Source organism: Haloterrigena gelatinilytica (assembly GCF_013342145.1).
In the GTDB taxonomy this organism is placed as follows: domain Archaea; phylum Halobacteriota; class Halobacteria; order Halobacteriales; family Natrialbaceae; genus Haloterrigena; species Haloterrigena gelatinilytica.
Genome location: NZ_JABUQZ010000001.1, coordinates 1392980 through 1419019, shown reverse-complemented (window position 1 = coordinate 1419019; position 26040 = coordinate 1392980). Strand labels below are relative to the sequence as shown.

Below are 26040 nucleotides of genomic sequence, written 5' to 3'. Positions count from 1 at the left end.
TGGCAGTCGATCGCAGGGGAGATCGGGTAATTACCGATAAAACGTTTCGCTCACGATAGTCCCGCGAGGGTGACGTACAGTACCAAACGTCATAGTATGGAGCTGATATCGAAATACCGTACTACTATTAACGGGAATTTAGACTTCTAGCGGAGATATTCAGCGAAACATGGGTAATCTCGTACTGATTCCAAAGTGGTTTGGAGCAGTTCTTTAGCCCCACTAACACAGACCAGTAGTTGATGAGTAATCCTGGTGTCAGCGGCCGATCGACGTCTCAAGACGAGGTTTTCGACGCGCTTGCGGACGGAACCCGTCGCGAAGCCCTTCGGATCGTCCGCGAGCGATCGCCGGACGGAATCGCGAAAACGGATCTCGCCTACGAGCTCGCGGCGGTAACCGACGATAAACCGCTCGCGGAAGTCTCCGAGGACGACCACCGGCGCGCGCGCCTCGACTGTACCCACCGCGTCCTGCCCGCCCTGCTCGAGGCCGGCGTCCTCGTCGAGACGGACGACGACCGACTCGTCGCGGCCGACCACCCGCTGTTCGACGACGCCGAACTCGTGGCCCTCCTCGGGCGCGAAAGGACCGATTACGAGACCGATCTCGACGGGCTGTTCGCCGCGCTCGCCGATGCGCGACGACGGACGATCCTCACCGTGCTGGCCAACCAGTACCACCCGATCACGGCCGAGACGCTCGCTCGAGACGTCGCGGCCCGTGAGGACGGGACGGCCGAGCGCGAGGTGTCCCAGGAGCGCGTCGACGAGGTTCGACTCTCGCTGCGCCACGTCCACCTCCCGCTGCTGAACGACGCCGGGCTGATCGGCTACGACAGTGAGAGCGAGACCGTCTCCTACGAGGGCCACCCGGACCTCCGCATCGAGTGGCTCGAGACCCGAGAGGACGGCGCGGGCGAGACTGCGGACGACCGCGACGCCGATGACGACCGATCGGCGACCGACGAGGGCGTTCGCACGCTCGAGGGTCGCGATCGAATCATCGCGACCGGCCAGTCGCTGTGCGAGCGGGCCGACGACGAACTGTTCATGATGTTCACGACGACGGGGCTGCTCGAAGAGGGCTGCATCCGTCGGGTCGAGGACGCGATCGACCGGGGCGTCGACGTCTACGTCGGCTCGAGCGATCCGCGCGTGCGCGAACTCGTCCGCGAGCGGGCGCCGGAGGCGACCCTCTGGGAACCCCAGCTCGACTGGCTCGACCTGCCGGCGAACGGCGAATCGGTCGGTCGGCTCGTGTTCGCCGATCGCGAGGCGGTGATGCTCGGAACCTTCGGAACGCCGGCCGGCGGCGACGAGTACGACGAGACGGCGATCCTCGGCGAGGGACCGGGGAACGGGCTCGTCGTGCTCATGCGACAGCTGCTGGGCTCGCGACTCGACGGCCGGGACGCAACCGACGAGACCGACGCGTTCGGGATTCCGCTGTAGCGAGTCTGCGCCGTCGACGGTACCCTCGAGACGGTCGACAACGCCGCACAGCGACCCGAAAGCTCGCACCGATCGTCCCGTTTCGATCGCGACACCACCGATTACTCTTCGTTTCCGGCTTCCGCTCCCCGTTAGACTCGCGTCGGCTCGCGTCCGTCGAGACAATAACACTTACCCAGTCGGTCCTCCCACCCTGGCACATGGTTCAAAGCGATTGGGGAGACTGGCTCGTCCGCGACATCGAAGACGCCTCGCCCGATAGCGTCGGGATCTGGTATCTCGGCTGCAACGGCTTCGTCCTCAAGGGACGCGAGGGGACGACGGTCTACATCGATCCGTATCTCGGCCTGGGCACCCCGCCGCGGACGATCCGGATGATTCCCGTTCCGTTCGATCCCGAAGACGTCACCGAGGCCGACGCCGTGCTCGCGACCCACGAACACTCCGACCACGTCCACGGCGAGAGCCAGGCGCCGATCCTCGAGTCGACGGACGCGTCCTTCTACGCGCCCGACGACAGCCTCGCGGTGACTCGCGAGGAGAACTGGACCGACGAGTGGGACCTCGACGACGACCAGTTCGTCGACGTGAGCGAGGGCGACACGTTCGAGATCGGCGAGTTCACGGTCCACGTCGAGGCGGCCCACGACCCCGACTCGACCCAGCCGGTCAGCTACGTCTTCGAACACGAGGACGGAACGATCTTCCACGGCGGTGATACGAAGCCGAGCGACGAGTTCGAGCGACTCGGCGAAGAGTACGACATCGACCTCGGGATCCTCGCGTTCGGCACCGTCGGAATGATCCCCGACAAGGAGACCGGCGAGCCCGAGCGGACGCGCTGGTACAACGACGAGAACCAGATCGTCGAGGCCGCCGAGGCGCTCGAACTCGAGCGACTGCTGCCGAGTCACTGGGACATGTGGAAGCGACTCACCTCCGACCCGAAAGTCCTCCACCACCACGCCAGAAGCTTCGACTACCCGCGGGAACTGGAGATCGTCGAAATCGGCGATCGGCTCGATCTCTAGATCGCCGTCGCCGGGCGCCGAATTCGTTAACCAGATCTGATATTGTCCGTATCCTTTATAGTAATGCTGTGGTAACGTTGGCCTCATGAGTAGCACCGCCGACACGGACGACGAAGTCGAAGTCAGCGCCGACGGGTTGTCCGTTCGGAAGACGTTTGCGGCGGACGAGTTTCCCGTCCCCGCCATCCGGTTCGAGATCGAATCGGAGCGCGAGGATCAGGTCGAGTTTCGTCTCTCCGAGGAGATCCCGGAATCGTTCCCGATGGACAAGGTCGGGTTCCACCCCGAGTATCACAGCGACGACTGGACCGCGTTCCAGGACAACCACGTCGAGTTCACCGGCAGTCTCGACGCGAACGAACGGCTCGTAACGGTCTACGGCATCCGAATCGACGACGAGAGCGAGGCCGCCGAGTTCCTGACGAAGCCGGAACTGGTCGAGGTCAGCTCCGACGCCGAGAGCGACTCCGAGGCCGAGGAAGTCGACGACGACGTCATCGGCAATATCGTCTCCGAAGACCGGAATCAACCCGTCAAGGACATGATCGCCGGCGACTCGAAGTCGGTACCCGGCCTCGAGGCGGACGACGACGCCGCGGACGCTGAGACCGACGATACCGAGGTCGACGCCGCCGGGGCCGAGGAAGACGATGCTGACGACGTCGAGGACGAGACCGCCGAAGACGACTCCGTCGACGAGTCGTCCGGCCTCGATCTGGACCTCGACGACGTCGATCCCGAACCCGACGACTCGGTCGTCGACGAGGACGACGCCGACGACGCGCCGGATATCGACCTCGGCTTCGAGGAAGAGGAGATTCCCGGTACCGAAGAGACGGCTGCGGATACCGACGACGAGGACGCGGGCGTCGAAATCGACCTCGGAACCGACGAGACCGGCGAGACCGTCGAGGAGCCTGCGGCGGCCGAAGACGACGGCGACGAACCCGAGATCGAACTCGATCTCGAGGCCGCCGCGGCCGGCGCCGATGAGGCGGACGACGACGACGACGGTGCCCCGGAGATCGACCTCGGAGCCGAGGAGAGCGACGAACCGGACGCCGACGCTTCCGAGCCGAACGTGACCGACGAGGACGACGAAGCGGACGACCAGACTACTGGTGAGGTCGACGACGAGGACGCGCTCGAGGCGGAGTCGGACGAAACCGACGACGCGGCGACCCCGCTCGAGGACGGCGAGGCGGAAGCGAGCGAATCCGACGCCGAGACGGCCCCCGCCCCGACGTCGACAGCGGACGCCGACGACGCGGAACCCGAGTCCGTCGCGTCCGTCGAGGGATCGATCGGCGCCCGTCTCGCAACCGAGATTCGCGAGGACGAACTCGAGGACGACGATCTGACGGCCCTTCGCTCCGCGCTCGACCTCGAGCCGTCGGGGCCGGAAATCGCGAAGGTCGACCACCTCCAGTCGCGCGTCGAGGAGGTTCTCGCCTACGCCGACGCCCTGAAATCGTTCCTCGAGGAGAACGGCACCGGCGAGCAGCTCATCGAGGAGCTCCAGTCGGATCTCGCGGCGCTCGAAGACGAGTTCGACGCGATGGGAACTCGAGTCGAGGACAACGAGGGACGGCTCGACGACGTCGAGACCGATCTCGACGCGGTCTCCGAGGACGTGACGGCCGTCGAGAGCGTGGTTGGCGACCTCGAGGACGACGTTGCGGCCGTCGACGGAGACGTCGACGAGCTCTCGACCGACGTGACCGAACTCGAGGGGGACGTCGAAACGGTCGAAGCGGACGTCGAGGGCGTTTCGGACGATCTCGACGAGGTCGCCGACGACGTCGACGAGCTCGAGGGCGAGGTCGACGACCTCGAGGACGACATCGAGGACGTCCGCGCCGAGGTTACGGACATTCAGGACTGGCGCGACCAGCTCGGCTCGATGTTCTCGGAGTAACCCGCGCTCGCCGTTCTGCTGGAAACGCAACTCGTTTATCCGTTGGCGGTCGAGAACGGAGCGATGGGCGAGACGATCCCGATCGCAGTGCCACGGAAAGGACGACCCCTCGAGTCGGTGCTGGACCGACTCGCGCGTCGACTCGACGTCCCGGAGCTCGCGGACGATATCACGTCGACGCTCCGCCACGAGAAGGCGGTCACGAAGGGAAAAGTCGATTCTGAACCCGGCGCCGAAGAACACGTGTACCATCGTCTCGCCGACTACAGCGCCGTCGACGATCGCACCGAACCGGAGTACACCCTGTTGCGCGACGATCGCGCCGGGAAACCCCGCCGGATCGTCTTCGACAGCGTCACGATCCCGCTCGAGGGCGTCGACGGCGTCCCCGACGACGCGGCCATCCAGTTGATCGGCCGCGAGGAACCGTTTCGAGCGCTGCGGACTCACGAGTTCGCGCTCGGGTTCGACAGCGCCGATCTCATTCTCGAGGAGGTCGTCGAACTCCGCCCGGAGCCGCTGGATCGGATCGCCGATATCAACGCCCGGATCGACCCCGCGGACACGGACGTCCGCGTGGTCACCGGTCTCGGCGACACCGTCTACCACACGCTGATGGCCACGCCCGACGTCGCCCCGTCGGGCGACTCGCTCGACCGGTCGTTCCTCGAGTCCTACGAGGGGCCGCTGTGTATCGAACCGCGGTACGAGCGGCTCGTCCAGGCCGTCCTCGGCACCCGAACCCTCGACGGCGTCGGCTTCGAGTACCCCGTCGAGGGTCGCGAAGAGGAAGCCGCGATCGCCGACACCGGACTCGGGGTCTACCTGACCGTGACGGGATCGACGGCCCGGGAGCACGGCCTCCTGCTGGGCGAACAACTGTTCCCCAGCGAGACCGTCCTGCTCGAGACGAAACCGGAAGTGACCGACACCGCGGCGGCCGTTCGGGCGCTGTTGAACGGCGCCGACCTCGAGACGGAACTCGCGGTCGAGACCTGACTCGACGGCTGCTTCTCCGGACGGACGCATATGGCGGTCTCGCGTTCGATTTTCCGAATATCGAGGATCGAAGGTTCGGTTTCGATCAGCGCCAATTAGATATAGCGAGATGCGGTTTATCAGGCTGGTTTCGGACAGTAGAGACAACTACCATAGTAGTAAATTTGAGCCATCATCTCGATCAGAGGACGCGATTCGCCGGTAGCAGCCGCCAGCGGACAATCGCCACGATAGCTAGCCGCTGCTGCAGGACGGCCGGTCTCAGGGCATCACGGAGTAGATGTGCTCGAGGTAGGTTTCCCGGACGCGATCGCCCCAGTTGTGGGTGTAGGTGTCGATCACGTCGCTGGCGACGTCGCCCCGGAGGTACTGGACGATCCCGCGGTCGCCCGTCCGATCGCGGAGGTGAGTCGTGAAGAAGTGCCGGAAGTAGTGGGGCGTCACGTTCTCCGCGGCGCCGCCGCCGGTGCGGTACCAGCCGCGGTCCCTCGCGTACCCTTCGACCACGTGGTGGACGATATCCGGCGTGAGTCGCTCGCCCCAGCTATCGGCGGTACCGACGAACAGCGGCCCCGTCGCAGGGGCTGACGGCGCGCTCGCGGGCGTATCCGGACGCACGGCGAGCCATCGGAGCAACACCGCCTTCAATTCCTCGTCGATCGGGACGACGGTCTCGCGTTTCCGTTTGTTCGACGCCGTCCGCCGCTCGCCGCCGGATTCGCGTCCGTAGGTGTGCTCGGTCGCGATAAACAGCGAATCCGGGCGGCCGGCGATGTGGGCCCGCGGCTGCCAGGTCTGAGCCTCGTGATCGAGGTGGAGGTCGATCAAATCCAGATTGCAGAGCTCTCCGGCCCTGATCCCGGTCTTCAGCAGCGTCGTTACGATGGCTCGATGCAGCGGATGGCGAATCTCCCCGACGAACGACCGCATCTCGGGCAGCGTCACGTCGCGTCGGGTCGGGTTCGACTCGATCGACTCGTTCATCTCCTCTAAGACGACCGTCATCGGGTTCTCGTCGGTGTGTCCGACCCGCTCGAGGTAGCTGTAGAACCGGTTGAGATACGAGGCGTACGTCGCCACGGTGCTTTCGGAGTGCGTGGTCCGGAGTTCGTGCACCCAGGCCATGCAGTCCCGGTAGCTCGCCTCCGGCGGCGTCTTCTCGAACCGCTCGGTGAGGAACGCTTCGTAGTCCGAGAGGACCCGTTCGTAGGCCGCTGCGGTCCGTTCGTTTCGACCGTGGTGCTCGATGTCCTGCAGGAAGTATTCGACCGTGTTCGTCTCCTGACGGCCCTCACTCATCGTCGGTCACCACGTAGCCGCCGTCGCGACCGCTGTAGCGGATCCGATTTTCGTCCTGTAACCGCTGGAGTTCCGCGTCGAGGTCGGCTTCGACGTCGTCGACTAAGGCGTCGACGAGATCGTCCCAGTCGAGAACGCCGCGGCGCTGGAGCACCTCGAGAATTCGATCCGCGAGGTCGGCGCCACCGGTGGCGCCGGCGTCGGAGCCACCCTGCTCGGTCGTCCCGTCCGTCGGTATCTCGTAAGACGTGCGTCCCGCCTGTACCATCGTTCGGACGAACTCGCTTTGACTCATCTCGAGTTCCTCGGCCTGGGCTTCCCAGAGCTCTTTCTGGTACCGCGGCACGTAGGTCTTGACGGCGACTCGTTCGTCGTCGGCCATACGGGGTGGCTCTCAGCGGAACCACATCAATCTATCCCACATTCACAAATAAGGGCATTTATTTGTACTCGAGGGACCCCGATAACGCGCATCCAGTAGCATTATTTGTATGTGTGGGACTTCGAAATCACCCACTGTAGTCCCACTACTGAGAATAAAGAAATAGTCAGAACGGGGTGCCGAGGAGCAGAGAGAACGAAAGGATAGAAGAGCAACATGAACGAGCGGTTCGTATCGAGAGGGTCGACGAACTGATCCGAATCGGAGTTCGTTCGGCTCCGAATCTGAACCAGAACCGGCAAAATTTGAACGGCATTCTCCCGGGTCAGACCCTTGGGGTTAGGACTCGAAAACAGGGTTCCAGAATGTATTTCTTCCGCCGGGAAATAATTAGATTTCTAATATAATAGTGGCGTGTGAGTGGGTAACGTGATATGTCATCGGATGGATGGCTACCAGATCGGTGACGGTCACGCACTACCGTCGATCCCTAGTCGGAGTCGACTCGAGGTATCGGCCGGACCGAGCGAGGAGACACGATCGGGGTCCCCTTGTCACGACGTCCCGTCCCTCCGCAAACGGGGACCGAGAGGAACCGAACGGAAACTCGTGACGTGGTAGGGCTACTCGAGTCCGAGAGACGGTGCTCAATTTCACTCGAGGCCACCCGTTCCGAACCAACCGAATGAGGTCGGCGGTCGTTCTCGGTCGCGACCGGTCCCCGTGATTGGAGGAGAGACGCACGTCGAACGGCGGATGGTGGAGTCCCCAACTGTGCAACATCCGCGTACCGGATAGTCCCGTTCACGTCTCCCGCGGAATGTGGGATCGCTGGGCAGTTCCCAGAAGTCGGTAATCGGCCGCCGTCGCTGTCGCTTTCGACGTGCGAATTGGATTCGATGGCTGGACTGGTGTCTCGAGAAAACGGACTCAGCGGCAGCTCAAGACGAAAGCACGGACGTGAACCGTCGGCAGGGAGAGCGACGTGAGCGGAACGGACCTGAGACGATGGGACCGCTTTACTGGGCACGAGACCGTCCCGAACCGCGTGACGATTGCTCGTAGATCCAACCGAACCTCACTGGCTCACGGGCGGGCTGTATCGGACGGTCGATAAACGAGGTTCGCTGCTACTCCCGGCACCAACAGATCGCCCAATCGACCCAGACTGTTCGGGAGGAGTCAGCGTGGCCCTCCGCTCACGAGCACATACGCTCGTTCGCCTGCGCTCGAGGTCTCGTTGCCGGACTCTTCGAGAATTCGAGAGCGCGGCCGTCGATTCCGTTCCGGTTGCGTTCGGAAATCGCGATGCGACCTCGAGCCAAGCGGGATCGAAGAACTGGGATGGCAGCGAGTCATCTGCAGCCCGTATTCTTCGCGGCCGCCAGACATCGCCCGGCGGCAGCTAGAAATTTCCGCGCTGTTACTTGTGTCGTCAGCGTGATGTCCGTGGCCGCAGTGCACGCACTCGAGCCCGCATATCACGCTATCGGACGGCGTGAACCCGCGGTGTGAACCGCTGCACGCGTTCTCGAGACAGCCTGCTCGACCGCGATACCGTTTCGGCTGCCCGTGCTCAACTATCTCGAGCCCAGCAGTCGACCGCCCACTCGTCCCCTGTGACGCCAACGCGTTCACGAACGGCAACCGGCCCGTCGAGCGAGGAGCCTCGCGAAACTCGAGGACCGACTGCGATCGGCGAACTGAATTCTCCGATGGCAACGGTAAGCTTCGAACCCGTACGCGAATGGACGGACAACGATTCGCAGTCGGTCTCGGGTCAGTCAAGCGATCGAATCGGTGGCACTGAAGCGGTTGTGGGATTCGATGAACGGGTAATTGCGGTATAGTATCTCATCTCACAGTCTGGACGAGGGGGGACGGATAAATCCTATAGCGCTATACTGAATGTCCGGAAGACGCCTACCACAGATCCTGCGTTTGGTTTCCTACAAACCACCAATCAAGCGACAATTCTCATAGACTCTAAATTAATTCAGTGCTTTGGAAGAGCTGGTCGACACCCAGTACTCAAGAGTAAATAGAGCGAATATCGGGTTCTTGGTCCGCTTTGCAGAGAAATCTAGTTTTGATCTGAGCTGTTGTCACTACTCCATCACGGAGGATCGGGTTTGAGTCGTAGCTTACTTGCAGGATTGCGAGAAGCGAATCGCCTGATCAGTAGAACTGCGAACTGAACGACTTCGACCTATTCGCTCGTTAGTTCGCGGAGTTTCTCCCGACCTGGAGCGATCAGTTCATCGAGATAGCCAGCTACTGTCTCTTTGGCATCAGCTGGATGCAATTCTCCGGATTCGAGCGCCGCCGCGAGGTCATCGTAGCGCTCGTATGTCCGATTTCCACCGTACTTCTTGGGCCGTCTCACGGTCACCGACTCGAACCGCGGAAACACGTAGTACTCGAACAACTGTAGGACGGGGTTCTCGCGGTCGCCCTCGGGATCACGGGTTGGAGGACAAAACGCCGACTCGATCTTTCGCTTGAGGTCCGCAGTGGAATCCTCCATCGAGATCGTCGTCCCCTCGCTTGACGACATCTTTCCTTCGCCAGTTTCGAGATCGGCGAGGATGGGCGTGTGCAAACACGGTCGCACCTCGTATCCCAGCTCCGGCAGTTTCTCCCGGGCGAGCATGTGTACTTTCCGCTGGTCGGTTCCGCCGACAGCGAGGTCGATGCCGAGGAATTCGAAATCGAGGACCTGCATCAAGGGGTACACTGTATGGCTCACCGTTGCGGTGTCACCACTTTGGAGTTCGGCAACCGCTCGTTGGGCGCGGTTGAGCGTCGTCGAGACGCCGAGTTCGTGCAGATCGAGCGAGTAGTACGCTTCAAGCTGGAAGTCAGATCCGTAGACGTATTCAGTATTGTTCTCATTGAGGCCGTACGCGGCGAACTGTGCCTTCATTCGCTCCGCTGTCTCGTGAATCTCCTCGAAACTGCCCTTCCCGTTGAGATGTGCGTGAACATCTGCAAGCAGGACTACAACATCCATCCCCGCTTCCTGCGCGTCAATGAGTTTATTCGCCGTCAGAAGGTGACCGAGGTGGAGGACACCGGATGGTTCGTAGCCGACGTAGACTCGTTTGTCTGCCGGATCATCGGCGAGTTCACGTACCTCTTGCTCAGTAACGACTTCCTCAGTGTTCCGGGTGAGTAACTCGTAGGTATTCATACAGATTTCAACTCCTTTGATCCAGAAATCCTCATAGTATCCAATGCGTCGATCATAGTCGACAGATCGTCGTTTAGCGTCTCGACGAATTCTTTGGCATGATCCGTCGTCGTTGCACCTGCTGAACACGGTTCGATGAGTTCTTGTTCCTCAAGAACACGCAGCGAGTACCGAACCTTGTGGTGCGGGAGACCAGTCTGGGTAGATAATTTGACGATACCAATTGGTTCGGCCTGCGATACGAGGACAAATACCTCTAAATGCCGATCGAGAACATCGACCTCTTTCTCAAGACGGTCAATTATGGTTTGCTCGACCATACCATCTCAGCTTATTCACCGAGGATATATAAATTATATTAAGGTATGCTATGATGGCTGTAATACTAGATGCTATTCTACCACATGGTGTTCGAACCGATCGGTATGCACACGCAGTTGTCGTGAGCGTGGTGTCCGAGAAATTCACCAGCGTCGGACAGGCGATCGTGAACCAGCGGTAAGTACAGTGACTTAGAGAACAACCTCAAACGCGAACTATTCGTGGGCAAGTAGTTTATCGAAAATAGGTCTAAGACCCTCCTAAAGAGCAACCGAGTAAGAAGTGGATACAGCGCCACACAGTTCACGTTTCTCTCCAGTATTTCCAGAGAAGAGGCAAGTCACTGGGATAAAATAATTTGACGATATCACGCATATTTCCGTTGTTGATCGCTGAGAGGGTGTCTCCGCTGACCTCGTTCAGATCCCGCATGAGCTGATCGTACCGTTCATTTGGTGCGAGATACAGCAGTTTGGTCATCATCAGACGGCGTTCTTGTTGGGATGCGACCTGCTCATGCCAGAGATCGTCGTAGACCGCCATCGCTCTCGTAGATGTATCCACCGAGCCAGTGAGACAGCGATCGACAGTCATCGCGGCTGCACGAGCCGACTTCATACACTTATACACACCTTCACCCCAGACGGGATCGATCGATGGGACTGTATCGCCAATCGCCATGAATGATGTAGTACTCATTGACCCTGGCGGCTGGATATGTGCGGAGCCACGAACCTGTGTCTCAGAAATTCGTTTAGCGTTCTCAAAACGTGGATCAGTATCAAGCCAGTGTTCGAGGTAACCGTCCACAGTTCGATTCTTGATGGCGTGCTCTCGATAACGCTCGTTTTGAATAAAACAGACGCCAACTTTTGCCGTGTCCTCACCAGTGTGGAAGATCCAAGAATATCCACCGGGAGCGTACTCGTGATTTAGCTGTAGCATCATCGCGTCAGCAAGGTCGGCGTATTCGGGATGAGTGAGGTTGATTCCCTCAAATTGGTATTCGATACCAATCGCGTGATTTGTGCGCTCAAGATCGACGATACCTAAGCTTTTGGCCAACGGCGCAGCTGGCCCCGTAGCATCGATGATGATCTCTGCGTAGATCTCCTCGTCACCATTGTATCGGACGCCAACGACATCCCCATCTTTCATGATCGGATCTCTTACACGGGCGTCAAAGCGATATTCTGCCCCTTTATTACGGCTATCCTCTACAAGGAATTCTTTGAATTCGACAAATTCCAGAATGAACCCCGGCTGATTTTGGATGAGATAGTTGTTGGGGGATTCAAGAACTACTGAATCAGTCGCGTGCATGACCACGTCGTCGGGGATACCGAAGGAGGTCATCATTGATGCGAAGGTGCCGCCTGTGGATTTGTTGCTCTGTGCCGGGAACTCGTCCTCTGCTTCGGTCTCTAAGACGACCACATCGTAGCCACGCTCGGCTAGATCTCGCGCACACTGCGCCCCTGCTGGGCCCGCACCAGCGATTATCACGTCGTAGCGATTATTCATTTCTGATATACAAATACCCAGAAGCGGTCGAAAGGGTGTTGGAACACAGTGCCACTTTCAGTTTGTTCTAATCTGCACTCCTACCTCGCAGATTCCAATCCAATCTCATAGACGGCACTGATCAGAAATTATTCTAGTATCTAATATGGAAGTGGTGTGAGGCTATGGAGACAGAACAGCACTTACAATTCGTTTGGACGTACAACGATACTTATGACAGAATTGAGCGAACTGGGACTCTCAAGTTACGAAGAGAAGGTATATCGGGCGCTACTGGTGACAGGACCAGTAACTGCGACCGAACTCTCTGATATTAGTGACGTTCCGAAAGGCCGTATCTATGATGTACTCAATGGCCTTGAAGCTCGCAAACTGATCCGGACGCAGTCAAACGATCCAAAACAGTACGTCGCTGTACAACCAGAAATCGTCGTTGAGAGACTTCTGGCTGAGAGGACATACGAACTCACTCAAGAGTGGAATCGCTATCGAGAGAGAGCTGAAACGGTCCGTTCGAACCTTCTGCCGACACCACCTATCGAGAGTAGTTTCTGGCACGGATCGCTCGGGAGTGATGAGATGAGCACGGCTTTTCAGCAACACATGCGGACTGCGGAGGATTTCGTTCACGCAGTCATTGGAACCCCCTATGAAAATTCCACCTGGGATACCTTCCGAACTGAAGTTGAGGCCCTTTTCGAGGGCGCTAACCCAGATGTCACAGTTGATCTACTATTTAGTAAAAAGGTAGTCACCGAACTCCCTGACAGATTCCCGTGCCTAATTGACGAGCGGTCGGTGGATGTAACTGTCAGAACCATTTCTGATGTCGTACTCTCTTTCGATGTGATCGATCAAGTAGAGACGACAATTGACCTCCCACATCCAGTATCCGGTGACGATCGGATTGGAGTAGTCGGAATTAAAGATTCGAAGGTGGTCGAAGAGTTTGAGAAGTACTTCCAACAACTGTGGGCCAATGGCGATCCGCTCCTTTAGTAAATTATAGATCCCTCTGAATTACGTGATTTCGGTTAAGACGTTCTACACGAAGTCAAACTCCACTCCGAACTGGATGACATTCCGGTGATTGTCCCGACTGGAATAGATGAAGACCTAATTGAAGCCCATGACCTCAACCACGATGCAGACGAGGATGCAATCCTCGAAAAACCGGCTGACCCCGGCGAGTTTGTTGAGGTAATTCGGTCGTTCGAGAAGTTCCGGTTAGCAGTTATGCGAGCGGACTGGGCTTCTACGGTAACTCCTTGTCCTGACTGAACGGCAACTACGCACCGTTCAGACAGCGAGTCCCGGTGCGAGAATCGAACTGCGCGTCTCAACCCGCATAGACTGAAGGATACCCACTACCCCAACCTGGACACGTGGACACTGCATCACTCGCTACCGCGGTGAGCTGATTATAAGCCAGGGATATTTTCATAGTATGAAGGTGAAACTGGCTTCCGATAGACGCCTGTTCTGCTCTGTTCTTCGGCTATACTTACCGCGAGTTTCGCGAGTTACCCTGAATAAAGAAACCGTGCTACTATCTACTGTTAGGACAAGGATTGAATGGCATATGAACAACTGCTACCACTCCTCTCTAGGGGATTGTTCGTGGACAGGGTCTAACGTCATCCTCGAGGTCAATAGAATATAGAGATTCTGAACAAAGAACCCGCGTCACCAATTACTGCTACTCTTCATTATCTTCTGTCTCAGTGTTTCTTTCGACCTCTTCGATTGGTTGGAGGCTCTCTTCCAAGCGTCTATCTCGAGCCTTTCTCCGCTCCTCCTTTGATGGTTCCTTAGGAACGATGGAGGCACCCTCTGGCATTTCAGGCGGAAGATCGTGTTGTGGGTCCAGGTCAGTCACCATTTTGAGGATCTCCATATCCCGAGTGACTCGTCCAATCATCTGCTCAAACGCCGTATCCCGTTCGTGGCGGACGCGACGCAGCTCTCGAACCTTCCGCACGTATTCTGTATTCTCTGCCCAGTCGTACACGCGACGTCCAAGAATTGTGAGCCCGTACCGCTTTTCTGTCCCGTGTTCCGTTGGAGCATGAGCGACTTTGTACACGTCTTTCTCAACCCCCTCAGAGAGCCGTGAGGAAACCGTTGAGGAACTAATCGAAACCGCATCAACGAGCGCTTTGAACGTCGCCGTTCCTCGTCCGATCTCCGTGATGAGTTCTGCCGCACCTTTCTTCCGGAGGAACTTCTCCAACTCGTCTCGTCCCATCGTGCCCTTCTTATTTCAACTACTGGTATAAATCAAACTATATTCAAACTCATACCTATTTTGGGTCCGCATTGATTCTTGGCCTCGACCAATTCTTAGGGTACAGCTCCCCTAACCCTTCATGTCCTCGCATCAATATGATCTAAGTAGATGATCGGATACACTACCGGACCAATCTCGCGCTCCAATTCATACTGAAATTCTGGTATTCACCTGATGTACTCTTCACAGAATCACAATAATGGCTGGTGGCATTCGTGCTACCAGACTGGCAACTCTCTCCAGAGGTAGATTTATCTCACCTACTCCTTCAGGCGTTGCTGATTCGATCGTTATCCACGCAGAGGCGCTTTGTGAGCAGGAGGATCACCTCTGGGATGTCATTCGTCAGCTTTCGATCCCTGTCGACAATCTTGAGGATGCGCGCGATCAGAACCGCGTTAGCTTCGGAACCGACGAAATGTTTCGTACGCTCCTGTTCAAAGGGATTCGCGGTATCTCACAGAACGAGTTAGCGCAACGACTTGGCCGGGAGCCGAGCTTAGTCAAGAGCTTCCACCTCGATATTACCGATCTCGCGAACACACCGACTCAACAACAGCTTTCGTACACGCACGCGCAGTTCAGCGAGGATACTCAGGAAGTCCTCAATCGGACGGTTGCTGGCGTCCGACAAGTTGCTCTCGACAACGGTGTCCTCACAGAAGGGCTCGTCCCATCAGTCCCAGCCGACGCTGAGGAGGAGTCACAAAGCGCGAATGAGTACAAGAAGGAGAAGGCCCAGAAGACGCTGACGCTCGCTCGAAAACACGTCATCCCTGAGTTCGACACGCACCGAGCAGCCCACAAGACGTACTCCGACGAGGTAATGCTGGATATGTTCGCGAGCATCTGCGCGAACAACGGTAGTGCTCATTCAGAAGCCGAGTACGGCTGGCTCACCGACGACGAACTCATCTGCGACGACTCGACCTTCCTACGGGCAATCAAGAAGATAGCCACGCCCAAAGACTCGGACGGCCAGCTCACGTTCGAGAACTTCGAGGACGATGATTCGATGCCCGAAATCGACCGGATTCGGGACGCAATTATGACAGCGTTCAACGCCGCGACGGAAAACATCATCAACTCGATCCGTGGTGACGATCCCTTCGACTCTCGGGAGACCGTCGCAGCGATCGACATCACGCACAAGCAGTTCCACGTCTGGCCGTGGGAGGACAAGGAGGCAGGGATCGCGAAGCCGAACTATCCGAAGATGGTGAGTGGGTACAAGAAAGGTGGCGAGTACAAGCGTGGATACAAGTACGCGACGATCACCTTAGTCGGGGACCACGCACCGATTGTACTCGGCATCGAGCCAGTGAAAGAGGACTCTGCGTGGGAACCCGACGACTCTCCATCGTACTCGAAAGCCGACTTAGTAAGTCGGTTGCTTGACCGGGCCGAGCAGTTCGTCGACCTGGACATGGTGATGTTCGACCGTGGATTCTACGTCAATCGCGTGTACGCAGATGTTCACGAACGCGGGCTCACGTACCTCTCCCCAGTGCCGACGTACGAGGATGACTTGGCAGCGATTCAAGATATTCAGGAGCATCCGACGGCGGACGCAGTTGTCAAGCACGACGTTCCGTTCGGAATCGATGGCGAGGTGCATCACGAGGCAGAGTTCCTGTACGCGCCGAGCACGAGTGACGATGCCGAGGGGAAGTACGCGGTGTTCGTGACGAATGAAGACCGCGTTGAACCCGAGGAGATTCGGAGTATCGTGAACGGGTACAGTCGGCGCTGGGATATCGAGAACCAGTACAAGTCGATCAAGGACTTCATGCCGAAGACGTCGTCGACGGACTACCGGCTTCGGCTGTGTAACTTCGCGTTGTCGACGCTGATCTATAATCTGTGGCGGCTCACAGACTATCTGATCAAGGTCGCACTCGACGAGCCGATCCGGTCGCCGCCAGTGATTACGGCGAAGACGTTTGTCCGAGCGTTGGGCGACTTCCTACGGGAGTTCGGGTAACGCTTTTCTCACTCCGGGTTCTCCGATTGGATAGCGGTTGCTCTGTTGATTTTTTGTGTTTTCGCACTACTTGTCATACAGGAGACCAATCTACAGTCGTTAATTCGATCTCGTCCAGCCTTCGCACCGAATATTGAGTCGTCAGCTCGGGAATTTTCTAGTTTCATTTGTAAGTTTATAATCACGCGAAGAACGTGGCCTACCGAACACCGCCGGCGATACAACCCGCTTCGAGGGTAGCAACGGCTACAGCCGGTTTCGATCGTCCCGTTGATCCGATGGAACCGCTGGATTGCACCCGCCAGATCCGGGAAATTCGTCTCTGTGCTCGAGTCAGGCATTGAACTCCGGAACAGGCTCGTCGATCCATCCGACGACGAAACTCGAGGCCCGATCGGACGATCGTTGGGTCGAGTCGAGGAGCGACCCCGCTCTCGAGGCCATACGACGCCACTGACGAAATCAACGACAAAATCGAGGGGTCCGCGAGTCAGCCGTCGCATGAACACACGTGACACCCTGATCGTGCACACGGAACACGAGTCGCAGCCGGTTTCCAGTCGGAAAACGAGAGTGAACCGAGGTCGTCGCTCGGTCTCAGTGCGTCGTCGTCGTTCGAACGTCTTCGACGCGATACAGGTCGGCCGTGAGCCCCTCGCCGTCACAGTCCTCGTTCGGGCACTCGTAGTGCCATCCGTCCTGCGTGGCGTCGCCCTCCCGGAATCGTTCGCCGCATACCTGACAGAGGAGTTGTCCCTTTCGACACGTATCGCGGTGGAGTTCGAGGTCGAGTTCGGTTTGGAACGACTGGTTGCAGTTGCGACAGGTGTGCATATTTCGTCAGACGCGAGCATTCGCCAAAACTGCTTGGGTTTTTTATTCCGCTAGATAACGGCCTGATACGGCTTCGATACCCCGATTTGCCGGCGAATGATCGGGAAAAAAGACAGACCGAACGGGGTGATTACTCGGTCTCGAGTATTCCGTCGGTTGGTAAATCGACCGAACAGTGTTCCCTGTGAACGCGGCCACTGAAACGGTGTCACATCACTGGTAGTACGATCGGTAGTTCTGATTTCGCTCGGCCATAATTTCCCCGAGCGATTTGTGTGCGGAGAGTCAAAGCCGAAGTAATGAACTCGCTCGTCATCGGTGGGCGACTGTTCGCAGGCGTCTTGCTCATTCTGGCGAACGCCTTCTTCGTCGCCATCGAGTTCGCGCTGACCCGTGCGCGACAGTTCACGGAGGAGGAATTCGTCGGCGGCAACCCCAAACTGGAGCGGGCGTGGGCGATGACCGACGACCTCGAACTCTACTTGACGACGTGTCAGGTGGGTATCACGGCCTCGAGTATCGCCGTCGGGATCGTGGCCGAACCCGCGCTGGCGGCCATCTTCGAACCGTTGTTCGAGAACACGGTACTGGCCTCGGTCGGGAGCGGGGCGATCATCGCCTTCCTGATCATCAACCTCGTCCACCTGACCCACGGCGAACAGACGCCGACGTATCTGGGCGTCGAACGCTCGCGGATGGTCTGTCGGTACGGTGCCGCACCGCTGTACTGGTTCCACTGGCTGATTTCTCCGGTCATCACGCTCGGCGACGGCATCGCGAAACTGACGCTGAAACTCTTCGGGATCGAGATGACCGGCGCGTGGCTCGAGACCGAAGAGGACGTCATCGAGTCCCGGGCAGATCTCCGGAACCGGCTCGGTTCGGTCCTCCAAGAGGGCGATCTCTCGGAGGAACGCCGCGAGGAGGTGATGAACGCGTTTCAGATCGGCGAACAGTCCATCAGCGAACTGATGGTGCCGCCCGAGGAAATCGTCACACTGTCGACCGAAGCCGATACCGAGGAGAACTTCCGGAAGATGGAGGAGCGACCGCAGACGCGGTATCCGCTGGTCGGCGATGAACTGACTGACTTCCGCGGGATCGTCTACACACCGATTTTCCTCAGACACCGCGAGGAGTTGGCCGAGGGCGATATCGACTTCACCGAGCTAGCGGCGCCACCGATGACGCTCTCACCCGACGCGGACGTCAGCGACGCGGTCGACCAGTTCCAGGCCGAGAATCAGGAACTCGCGCTGGTGATCGAAGACGGTGAGGTCGTCGGGCTGGTGACCGTGACCGACCTGCTCGAGGCGGTGATGGGTGATATCGAGGACCCGATCGACGAGGCAGAGCTCGAGCCGGTCGATCGCTGATCGTCCGTCGATCCCGTTCCGGATCGCAGCTTTCTGCCACGCGACTGCGCGCGTTCGCTTTTTCCTCGCGGCCGTGAACGCGACAGCCATGTACGACGCTATTCTGGTTCCGACCGACGGGAGCGACTCGAGCACGGCGGCGGTCGAGCAGGCCGTCGCGATCGCCGAGGGTGACGCGACGACGGTTCATTTCCTCCACGTCATCGACGTGGGCACGGAAATGTCCGCGGGTGCATCCGGGAGCATCGCTCCCCAGCTCACCGAGACGCTCGAGGACGAGGCCGAATCGGCGCTCGACGAGGCCACGAGCCGGGCCGAACGGGCGGGAGTGAGTCACGAGCGCGTCACACGGGAGGGCGATCCCCACGAGGTGATCGCGGAGTACACCGCTGAAAGCGGGATCGATATCGTAGTTATGGGCGCAAGCGGCCAGTCGGGCGTGAAAGAACGCCTCCTCGGAAGTACGACCGATCGCGTCGTTCGATCCGTCGATACGTCGGTACTGATCGCTCGCCCCTGAACCGGCCGAATCCGAGTCGATTCGATCGAAAGAGCGTACCGGATCGCCTCAGTCGTCCTGACCGAGGATACCGCGCTCGGTCATCTTTCGGGGGTCGAGGACCTCGTCGGCCTCCTCCTCGTCTAAGTAGCCCTTCTCGAGGACGACCTCGCGAACGGTCTTGTCCTCCTTGAGCGCGGTCTTGGCGACCTCGCTGGCCTTGTCGTAGCCGATGTGGACGTTCAGCGAGGTGGCCATCGCCATCGACTCCTCGACGCGCTCGGCGCAGTACTCCTCGTTGGCCTCGAGTTCCGCGACGAAGCGCTCGGCGAAGACCTGGCTCGCGTTCGAGATGAGTTCGGCCGACTCGAGGAAGTTGTGCGCGAGCACGGGCTTGTAGAGGTTGAGGTCGATCTGGCCCTCGGCGGCGCCGGCGGAGACGGCGGCGTCGTTGCCGACGACCTGCTTGTGGACCTGGTTGACGGCCTCGGCGACGACGGGGTTGATCTTGCCGGGCATGATCGAGGAGCCGGGCTGGTTCTCGGGCTGTTCGATCTCGCCGAGGCCGTTACGGGGGCCGGAGGCGAGCAGTCGCAGGTCGTTGGCGATCTTGTTCAGCGAGCCAGCGACGACGCGCAGGGCGCCGTGGGCCTCGGACATCGCGTCGTGGGCGGCCTGGGCCTCGAAGTGGTTGTCGGCCTCTCGGAACTGGACGCCGGTCTCCTTGGTGATGTACTCGGCGGCGCGGCCGGGGAACTCGGGGTGGGTGTTCAGTCCCGTTCCGGTCGCGGTGCCGCCCAGCGCGAGTTCCGCGAGGTGTTCGCGGACCTTGTCGACCCGCGAGAGCCCCTTCTCGACCTGCGTTCGGTAGCCGGAGAACTCCTGGCCCAGGGTTACGGGCGTCGCGTCCTGCAGGTGGGTCCGGCCCGTTTTCACGACGTCGTCGAACTCCTCTTCTTTCTCCTCTAAGGCCTCGCGGAGCGTGTCGAGGGCGGGAATGACGTCCTTCTCGACGGCCTCGAGGGAGGCGACGTGCATCGCGGTCGGGATGACGTCGTTGGAGGACTGGCCGTAGTTGACGTGGTCGTTGGGGTGGACGACGCGGTCGCCGATTTCGCTGCCCATGAGCTCGGCGGCGCGGTTGGCGATGACCTCGTTGGCGTTCATGTTCGAGGAGGTGCCGGAACCGGTCTGGAAGACGTCGACCGGGAACTGGTCGTCGTGCTCGCCGGCGATGACCTCGTCGGCCGCCTCGACGATCGCTTCGGCGACGTCGTCGTCGATCAGGTCCAGATCGCGGTTGGCCTGCGCGGCGGCCTTCTTGACGACGCCGAGCCCGCGGATGAACCGACGGCTGAACGAGATTCCCGAGATCGGGAAGTTCTGGATAGCGCGTTGGGTCTGGGCGCCCCAGTAGGCGTCCGCGGGTACCTGCATCTCGCCGAGGCTGTCGCGTTCGACTCTGTAGTCCTCACTCATGTGCGGAGGGTTGACCGGCGGGTGCGTAAAATCCACCGGTATACGTCCGAGACACGGTGCTGAATACCGGGGGATCGGATCGCCCTATCTGAGCGTGGTATCGCCAGCCCGCAAGGTATTCGTCAGCCGGCTTAGCAGATTCACTCAGAATGTAATTAATTATGGAAACTATTAAGGGGGGTATGGACTATTAATTATGTGTGATTCACTGTGGCCGACGGTAACAACCTATCACGTCGAACGATTCTCAAGGGTGCGGGTATAGCAGGAACGGCGAGTGTAACCGCCCTCGCGGGCTGTACCGGCGGTGGCGGCAGTACGCTCGAAGTCCTTCACGGATGGACCGGCGGCGACGGGAAAGAGGCCGCTGACGCGCTCTTCTCGGCGTTCGAGGAAGAGCACTCGGACGTCGACTACGACGAGAACCCGATCGGCGGCGGCGGCAACGAAAACCTCGACAACACGGTTCGTAACCGACTCCAGGGGAACGATCCGCCGAGTTCGTTCGCCGGATGGCCCGGCGCGAACCTCGAACTGTACGGAGATGCGGTCGGCGACATCGAGTCGGAGGTGTGGGACGAGGCCGACCTGAAGGACGCCCACGTCGAGGAAGCGGTCGAACTCTGCCAGCACAACGGCGGCTTCTCGGCGGTTCCGCTCGGCTCCCACCGCCTGAACGACCTCTTTTACAACGTCGAGGTCCTCGAGAGCGCCGGCGTCGATCCGAGTTCGATCGACAGCGCCGACGCGCTGATCGACGCGCTGGACGCCGTGGAGTCGGAGACCGACGCGACGCCGTTCGCGTTCTCGCTCGAGCCGTGGTGTATCCTCCAGACGTGGGCCCAGACGATGCTCGGCGAACACGGCTACGAGGCCTACATGAACTTCATCGAAGGCAACGGCGACGAGAGCGCCGTCCGCGACACCTTCGAGAAGCTCGAAGAGATCCTCGGTTACATCAACAACGACGCGGCCTCCGTCGACTTCACCGAGGTCAACCAGGACATCATGAGCGGCGACGCCGCGTTCATCCACCAGGGCAACTGGGCCGCCGGCGCATACATCGCGGACGACCGCGACCTCGAGTACGGCACCGACTGGGACGCGATCCAGTACCCCGGGACGGAGGACTACTACACCCTCCACATCGACTCGTTCATCTACCCGAGCGACAATCCGACGCCGGACGATACCGCGACCTGGCTCCAGTTCGTCGGGTCCGAAGAAGCGCAGGTCGCGTTCAACCAGTACAAGGGATCGATTCCGACGCTGACGGACGTGCCTACCGACGAGTTCAACGCCTACCTCACGGACACGATCGACGACTTCGATAACGTGTCGGAGAAGCCGCCGACGCTCGCACACGGTCTCGCCGTGAATCCGACCACCCAGGACGACCTCGAGGGCGTCCTCAACAACAACTTCGCGGACCCCTATGACGTCGACGGTGCAACGAGCGGGTTCATGGACTCCGTCTAACTCGTCCCACAAACATGAAACGTTTTTTAGCATTACTGCGTAGCGTCCGGCGTACCCGGGTCGAGGACTCCGAAAGCGAACGGACGAGTCGCGAGCGACGCGTCGTGACTGACGGGGGGACGAGCGAGGAGCGCTCGACACTTCGACGCTGGCTCGACAGCGATATCGTGCAGTCGTCGCCGTTCTGGCTGCCGCCGTTCCTGCTGATGGGCTTTTTCGTCTACGCCGCCATCGGTTGGAACCTCCTGCTCTCGCTGACGGAGTACTCCGGATTCGGCGATCCGGACTACAGCAACCTCGGGCTGCACAACTACCGGGCGATGCTGGACGATCCGGGGATGTGGGCGGCGACGCGAAACACGTTCGTCCTGCTCGTGGGATTCACGCTCGTGTGTCTGGTCGTCGGCCTGCTCCTCGCGCTGCTGCTCGACCGTGAGATCCGGTTCAGCAGGTCGTTTCGAACGATCTACCTCCTGCCGTTCGCCCTCTCGTTCATCGTCACGGCCCAGTTCTGGCGGTGGATGTACAACGTGAACAACGGCATCGTCAACCAGTTCATCGGGCTCTTCGGCCTCGGCCCCTATCGCTGGCTCGGGAGTCCCAAACTCGTGTTGGGAGCGGTGATCTTCGCGCTCGTCTGGCAGTTCAGCGGGTACACGATGATCATCTACCTCGCAGCGCTCCGGTCGATCCCGAACGACCAGTACGAGGCCGCACGAGTCGACGGAGCGAGCACGCTTCGGATGTACTGGCGCGTAATCGTTCCGCAGTTACGGCCGGCGACGGTCAGCGCATCCGTCGTGTTAGTGCTGTTCGCGCTGAAGGCCTTCGACTTCCTGTACGCGACCTTCGACGGTTACCGACCTCGCCGCGGGGCCGACATTCTGGCGACCAAGATGGTCCGCGAGTCGTTCGGTCGAGCAGAGTGGGCGTACGGATCGTCGATCGCGCTCATGTTGTTCGTGCTGTCGCTGGCGGTCATCGCGCCGTACCTGTACAATCAATACAAGCGGGGGAACCTATGAGCGAACAATCAGTCACCACCGAGCAGGCGACGTCGACAGACCACGAGACCGGCGGGATTTCGATCGGCCAGATCGGGCTGTACGCGACGCTGGCCGGCCTCGTCGGGTTCTACCTGATCCCGATCGAGTCCGGACTCGTGACGTCGATCAAAACGTCGGCGGGACTCGATAATACCATGCCCTTCCTTCCGCCCACTACCGGAAGCTGGATCACGTTCGAGAAGTGGCAGGTCGCGTTCGATTTCCTCGCGCCCGGGATGGTCAACAGCATGCTGTTCACCATCCCCTCGACGATCCTGTGTGCGATCTTGGGCAGCATGGCCGCCTACGGGCTGACGCTCGTCGACTGGCGAGGGCAGATCGCCGTGCTGTCGCTGTTCATCGCGGGCATCTTCGTCCCGTATCAGGCGGTGATCGTCCCGCTCTTCCAGTTCTGGAGCCAGTACATGCAACTGGGCACGCGGCTCTCGTTCCTGTGGGGCCTCCCGCTGCTCGAGCCGCACTACGCGACGATCCTCGAGTTGATCATCACGCACACGGCCTACGGGATTCCGATCGTGACGCTGCTGTTCCGGTCGCAGTACAAGACGATGTCCGAGGAGATGATCGAGGCCGCGCGACTCGACGGCGCGTCGATCTGGCGGGTCTACCAACGGATCGTCCTCCCGCTGTCGATCCCGATGTTCGCGGTCGTGTTCATCTTCCAGTTCACCCAGATCTGGAACGAGTTCCTGTTCTCGCTGACGATCATCGGGAGCACCAACGACCCGGCCGCGTCCGCGACCCTCATCCTGTCCGGGCTCGGCCAGTCGCTCGAGGGAACGGACTACCCGCTTCGGATGGCGGGCGCGTTCATCACGGCGCTCCCCACGCTGCTCGTCTACGTGCTGTTCGCCGACAAGTTCGCGGAGGGGGTACAGACATGACCGACCGACGACTACTGGTACGAAACCGGAGGCTCTGACGATGGCAGAAACCCAACTCGACGACGTACGAAAAGTATTCACGGAAGACGACGGCAACGAGATCGTCGCCGTCAACGACGTATCGATCGACATCGAGGACGGGGAGTTCCTCGTCCTCGTCGGCCCCTCGGGCTGTGGCAAGTCGACGACGCTGCGAATGATCGCGGGACTCGAGTCGATCACGGACGGCGAGATTCGCCTCGACGACCGGGTGATCAACGACTTGCCGGCGAAGGAGCGAAACATCGCGATGGTGTTCCAGTCCTACGCGCTGTACCCGCACATGACCGTGCGGGAGAACATGGCGTTCGGACTCGAGGAGTCCACCGACCTCTCGGACGACGAGATCGCCACCCGAGTCGAAGAGACCGCCAAGATGATGGGGATCGATCCCCTGCTGGACCGGAAGCCCGAAGAGCTCTCCGGCGGCCAGCAACAGCGGGTCGCGCTCGGCCGCGCGATCGTCCGGGAGCCGGCCGTCTTCCTGATGGACGAACCCCTCTCGAACTTAGACGCCAAGCTCCGCGCGCAGATGCGGACCGAGCTCCAGCAGCTCCAGGAGCAACTCGAGACGACGACGGTCTACGTCACGCACGACCAGACGGAAGCGATGACGATGGGCGACCGGATCGCCATCCTCAACGACGGCGAACTGCAGCAGGTCGGCACGCCCCTCGAGTGCTACCACGAACCAGCGAACGCGTTCGTGGCGGACTTCATCGGCGAGCCGGCGATGAACTTCTTCGACGTCACGCGCCGCGACGCGGACGGCGACGGAGCCGTTCTCGTCGGCGGGAACCTCGAGTACGCCGTCTCGGACGACATCGCGACGGCGATCGGCGACCGGAGCGATCTCGTCCTCGGCGTGCGGCCGGAGGATATCGACATCCAACACAGCGACGGCAACCCTCGGCGCGCGGACGGCCACACCGTCCCCGCGACGGTCACCGTCGTCGAACCGACCGGCGACGAGAACATCGTCTACCTCGATCTCGGCGAGGACGGAAGCGAGACGGCCATCGTGACGATCGACGGGATGAGCCGGATCGAAGCCGGCGACAGCGTGGTCGCACACATCCCCGAGGACGCGATTCACGTCTTCGACGGGAAAACCAACGAGGCGCTCCACAACCGCCGCGTCGAGAGCAGCGAGCCTCGAGCGCCGAACATCTGATCGACGACGATCGACCCGCCGGTTCTCGAGACCGGTGATAGCGACTCCTTCTCTCGAGACGGCTCGACGTTCGATCGGCCGTTCCTATCTCGGCCCGCCGCCCGACGCTCGAGCGTAGCCGACGCCGACGGCGCGGGCGCCCGCGACGACGGCGTAGGCGGCGACCCCCGCGGCGAGCAACCCCAGCACGTCGCCACGACTGACGGCTATCGCGACGAGCCACGCCGCGACCACGACGAACGAAAATCCGACGGTCCACCGCAGGAAGTACGTCGGATCGGTCAACGCGGGCAGTACCGTCTCCGCCTCGGCGGCCGCGCGCAGTCGTCCGGTCGAGACGCTCGCGGCCACGGCGGCCGGATACGCGTACGCACACGCGACGAAGAAGAAGATCGCGATCGTCGAGGAGACGAGCGAGAACAGTCCCAGCCCCGCGCCGTTCTCTTGTGCGAGCGCCGCCGGCGTCTCGATCAGCGATCGCGTCAGCAGGGCGATCGCCGGGACGAGGACGACGACCGACAAGGCGAGCGCCTCGAGGCCGGGGCGGACGACCGCCCGAACGGACGGCAACGGTCGTCGGTCGTCCGATCCGAGGATGACGGCCGCCGTGCCGAAGAGGACGACGGCGCCGACGAACGCGACGGCCGCGGGAACGAGCGCGACGACCGACGGCGCGACCGCGACCGCGTACCGCACCCCGACCGCGAGCGCGACGACGCTGACGCCGCACCTGAGCAGCGCCGCTCGTCCGAGGGCGTCGCTGACCGGGTACCGAAGCGCGTCGCTGATCATGACCGCCCCCGGTTGCGCTCCG

Annotated in this window: 21 protein-coding genes; 12 read left to right on the top strand and 9 right to left on the bottom strand. The window is 60.3% G+C overall.

The window, feature by feature from the left end; all coding sequences use genetic code 11:
* The first annotated feature begins 242 nt into the window (after positions 1–242).
* The 4 genes from HTZ84_RS07190 (at position 243) to HTZ84_RS07175 (ending at position 5402) form a co-directional block, all read left to right on the top strand.
* A complete protein-coding gene (locus HTZ84_RS07190; RefSeq protein WP_174680047.1) occupies positions 243–1454 on the top strand; it encodes a DUF7344 domain-containing protein in 1212 nt (403 codons plus the stop codon).
* A 200-nt stretch (positions 1455–1654) separates the two neighbouring features.
* Positions 1655–2485 carry an MBL fold metallo-hydrolase gene (locus HTZ84_RS07185; protein ID WP_174680046.1) on the top strand — a complete coding sequence of 277 codons (831 nt, stop codon included), beginning with the start codon at positions 1655–1657 and terminating at the stop codon, positions 2483–2485.
* A gap of 85 nt (positions 2486–2570) precedes the next feature.
* Positions 2571–4403, top strand: coding sequence for an AAA family ATPase (locus tag HTZ84_RS07180; protein ID WP_174680045.1), 1833 nt, complete (start codon positions 2571–2573; stop codon positions 4401–4403).
* A gap of 63 nt (positions 4404–4466) precedes the next feature.
* A complete protein-coding gene (locus tag HTZ84_RS07175; protein WP_174680044.1) occupies positions 4467–5402 on the top strand; it encodes a hypothetical protein in 936 nt (311 codons plus the stop codon).
* 261 nt (positions 5403–5663) lie between these two features.
* Here the strand turns inward: HTZ84_RS07175 and HTZ84_RS07170 are convergent, their stop codons facing one another.
* The 5 genes from HTZ84_RS07170 to HTZ84_RS07150 all read right to left on the bottom strand — a co-directional run bounded on the left by HTZ84_RS07170 (position 5664) and on the right by HTZ84_RS07150 (position 12121).
* Positions 5664–6701, bottom strand: coding sequence for a tyrosine-type recombinase/integrase (locus tag HTZ84_RS07170; RefSeq protein WP_174680043.1), 1038 nt, complete (start codon positions 6699–6701; stop codon positions 5664–5666).
* Positions 6694–7083, bottom strand: a complete 390-nt coding sequence (locus HTZ84_RS07165) for a DUF5805 domain-containing protein (RefSeq protein ID WP_174680042.1) — start codon at positions 7081–7083, stop codon at positions 6694–6696. The genes HTZ84_RS07170 and HTZ84_RS07165 overlap by 8 nt, the downstream gene beginning before the upstream one ends.
* Before the next feature lie 2209 nt (positions 7084–9292).
* Positions 9293–10276 (bottom strand): tyrosine--tRNA ligase, encoded by a 984-nt coding sequence (locus HTZ84_RS07160; RefSeq protein ID WP_174680041.1) that lies wholly within the window; start codon positions 10274–10276, stop codon positions 9293–9295.
* A complete protein-coding gene (locus HTZ84_RS07155) occupies positions 10273–10581 on the bottom strand; it encodes a hypothetical protein (RefSeq protein WP_174682548.1) in 309 nt (102 codons plus the stop codon). The genes HTZ84_RS07160 and HTZ84_RS07155 overlap by 4 nt, the downstream gene beginning before the upstream one ends.
* A gap of 319 nt (positions 10582–10900) precedes the next feature.
* Positions 10901–12121, bottom strand: coding sequence for a digeranylgeranylglycerophospholipid reductase (locus tag HTZ84_RS07150; RefSeq protein WP_174680040.1), 1221 nt, complete (start codon positions 12119–12121; stop codon positions 10901–10903).
* A gap of 213 nt (positions 12122–12334) precedes the next feature.
* Between HTZ84_RS07150 and HTZ84_RS07145 the strand changes: the two genes are divergently transcribed.
* Complete coding sequence (locus HTZ84_RS07145) at positions 12335–13120, top strand: TrmB family transcriptional regulator (RefSeq protein ID WP_174680039.1); 786 nt, start codon at positions 12335–12337, stop codon at positions 13118–13120.
* Between the two features lie 700 nt (positions 13121–13820).
* On the opposite strand, the gene HTZ84_RS07140 is transcribed toward HTZ84_RS07145, so the two are convergent.
* Positions 13821–14369: a hypothetical protein gene (locus HTZ84_RS07140; RefSeq protein ID WP_174680038.1), complete on the bottom strand. Its 549-nt coding sequence runs from the start codon at positions 14367–14369 to the stop codon at positions 13821–13823.
* 241 nt (positions 14370–14610) lie between these two features.
* Between HTZ84_RS07140 and HTZ84_RS07135 the strand changes: the two genes are divergently transcribed.
* On the top strand, positions 14611–16395 hold the full coding sequence (locus HTZ84_RS07135; RefSeq protein WP_217468202.1) for a transposase: 1785 nt from the start codon (positions 14611–14613) through the stop codon (positions 16393–16395).
* A gap of 597 nt (positions 16396–16992) precedes the next feature.
* Here the strand turns inward: HTZ84_RS07135 and HTZ84_RS07130 are convergent.
* Positions 16993–17229 carry an HVO_2901 family zinc finger protein gene (locus tag HTZ84_RS07130; RefSeq protein ID WP_174680037.1) on the bottom strand — a complete coding sequence of 79 codons (237 nt, stop codon included), beginning with the start codon at positions 17227–17229 and terminating at the stop codon, positions 16993–16995.
* A 299-nt stretch (positions 17230–17528) separates the two neighbouring features.
* Between HTZ84_RS07130 and HTZ84_RS07125 the strand changes: the two genes are divergently transcribed.
* On the top strand, positions 17529–18605 hold the full coding sequence (locus tag HTZ84_RS07125; protein ID WP_174680036.1) for a hemolysin family protein: 1077 nt from the start codon (positions 17529–17531) through the stop codon (positions 18603–18605).
* Between the two features lie 88 nt (positions 18606–18693).
* Entirely contained in the window at positions 18694–19125 is a 432-nt protein-coding gene (locus HTZ84_RS07120) for a universal stress protein (protein ID WP_174680035.1), read from the top strand.
* 48 nt (positions 19126–19173) lie between these two features.
* On the opposite strand, the gene HTZ84_RS07115 is transcribed toward HTZ84_RS07120, so the two are convergent.
* Positions 19174–20583: a class II fumarate hydratase gene (locus tag HTZ84_RS07115; RefSeq protein ID WP_174680034.1), complete on the bottom strand. Its 1410-nt coding sequence runs from the start codon at positions 20581–20583 to the stop codon at positions 19174–19176.
* 210 nt (positions 20584–20793) lie between these two features.
* Between HTZ84_RS07115 and HTZ84_RS07110 the strand changes: the two genes are divergently transcribed.
* The 4 genes from HTZ84_RS07110 (at position 20794) to HTZ84_RS07095 (ending at position 25226) form a co-directional block, all read left to right on the top strand.
* A complete protein-coding gene (locus HTZ84_RS07110; RefSeq protein WP_309138860.1) occupies positions 20794–22062 on the top strand; it encodes an ABC transporter substrate-binding protein in 1269 nt (422 codons plus the stop codon).
* Between the two features lie 104 nt (positions 22063–22166).
* Positions 22167–23087, top strand: a complete 921-nt coding sequence (locus HTZ84_RS07105; RefSeq protein WP_174680033.1) for a carbohydrate ABC transporter permease — start codon at positions 22167–22169, stop codon at positions 23085–23087.
* Positions 23084–24013 (top strand): carbohydrate ABC transporter permease, encoded by a 930-nt coding sequence (locus HTZ84_RS07100; protein ID WP_174680032.1) that lies wholly within the window; start codon positions 23084–23086, stop codon positions 24011–24013. Before HTZ84_RS07105 ends, HTZ84_RS07100 begins: the two co-directional genes overlap by 4 nt.
* Before the next feature lie 40 nt (positions 24014–24053).
* A complete protein-coding gene (locus HTZ84_RS07095) occupies positions 24054–25226 on the top strand; it encodes an ABC transporter ATP-binding protein (RefSeq protein WP_174680031.1) in 1173 nt (390 codons plus the stop codon).
* 84 nt (positions 25227–25310) lie between these two features.
* Here the strand turns inward: HTZ84_RS07095 and HTZ84_RS07090 are convergent, their stop codons facing one another.
* Positions 25311–26018, bottom strand: a complete 708-nt coding sequence (locus HTZ84_RS07090) for a DUF4013 domain-containing protein (RefSeq protein WP_174680030.1) — start codon at positions 26016–26018, stop codon at positions 25311–25313.
* Positions 26019–26040 lie beyond the last annotated feature (22 nt).

Bases quoted from the DNA above. Each gene is read 5' to 3' on its own strand.
- HTZ84_RS07190 (WP_174680047.1), top strand. From the start codon at position 243: ATGAGTAATCCTGGTGTCAGCGGCCGATCGACGTCTCAAGACGAGGTT.
- HTZ84_RS07185 (WP_174680046.1), top strand. From the start codon at position 1,655: ATGGTTCAAAGCGATTGGGGAGACTGGCTCGTCCGCGACATCGAAGAC.
- HTZ84_RS07180 (WP_174680045.1), top strand. From the start codon at position 2,571: ATGAGTAGCACCGCCGACACGGACGACGAAGTCGAAGTCAGCGCCGAC.
- HTZ84_RS07175 (WP_174680044.1), top strand. From the start codon at position 4,467: ATGGGCGAGACGATCCCGATCGCAGTGCCACGGAAAGGACGACCCCTC.
- HTZ84_RS07170 (WP_174680043.1), bottom strand. From the start codon at position 6,701: ATGAGTGAGGGCCGTCAGGAGACGAACACGGTCGAATACTTCCTGCAG.
- HTZ84_RS07165 (WP_174680042.1), bottom strand. From the start codon at position 7,083: ATGGCCGACGACGAACGAGTCGCCGTCAAGACCTACGTGCCGCGGTAC.
- HTZ84_RS07160 (WP_174680041.1), bottom strand. From the start codon at position 10,276: ATGAATACCTACGAGTTACTCACCCGGAACACTGAGGAAGTCGTTACT.
- HTZ84_RS07150 (WP_174680040.1), bottom strand. From the start codon at position 12,121: ATGAATAATCGCTACGACGTGATAATCGCTGGTGCGGGCCCAGCAGGG.
- HTZ84_RS07145 (WP_174680039.1), top strand. From the start codon at position 12,335: ATGACAGAATTGAGCGAACTGGGACTCTCAAGTTACGAAGAGAAGGTA.
- HTZ84_RS07140 (WP_174680038.1), bottom strand. From the start codon at position 14,369: ATGGGACGAGACGAGTTGGAGAAGTTCCTCCGGAAGAAAGGTGCGGCA.
- HTZ84_RS07135 (WP_217468202.1), top strand. From the start codon at position 14,611: ATGGCTGGTGGCATTCGTGCTACCAGACTGGCAACTCTCTCCAGAGGT.
- HTZ84_RS07130 (WP_174680037.1), bottom strand. From the start codon at position 17,229: ATGCACACCTGTCGCAACTGCAACCAGTCGTTCCAAACCGAACTCGAC.
- HTZ84_RS07125 (WP_174680036.1), top strand. From the start codon at position 17,529: ATGAACTCGCTCGTCATCGGTGGGCGACTGTTCGCAGGCGTCTTGCTC.
- HTZ84_RS07120 (WP_174680035.1), top strand. From the start codon at position 18,694: ATGTACGACGCTATTCTGGTTCCGACCGACGGGAGCGACTCGAGCACG.
- HTZ84_RS07115 (WP_174680034.1), bottom strand. From the start codon at position 20,583: ATGAGTGAGGACTACAGAGTCGAACGCGACAGCCTCGGCGAGATGCAG.
- HTZ84_RS07100 (WP_174680032.1), top strand. From the start codon at position 23,084: ATGAGCGAACAATCAGTCACCACCGAGCAGGCGACGTCGACAGACCAC.
- HTZ84_RS07095 (WP_174680031.1), top strand. From the start codon at position 24,054: ATGGCAGAAACCCAACTCGACGACGTACGAAAAGTATTCACGGAAGAC.
- HTZ84_RS07090 (WP_174680030.1), bottom strand. From the start codon at position 26,018: ATGATCAGCGACGCGCTTCGGTACCCGGTCAGCGACGCCCTCGGACGA.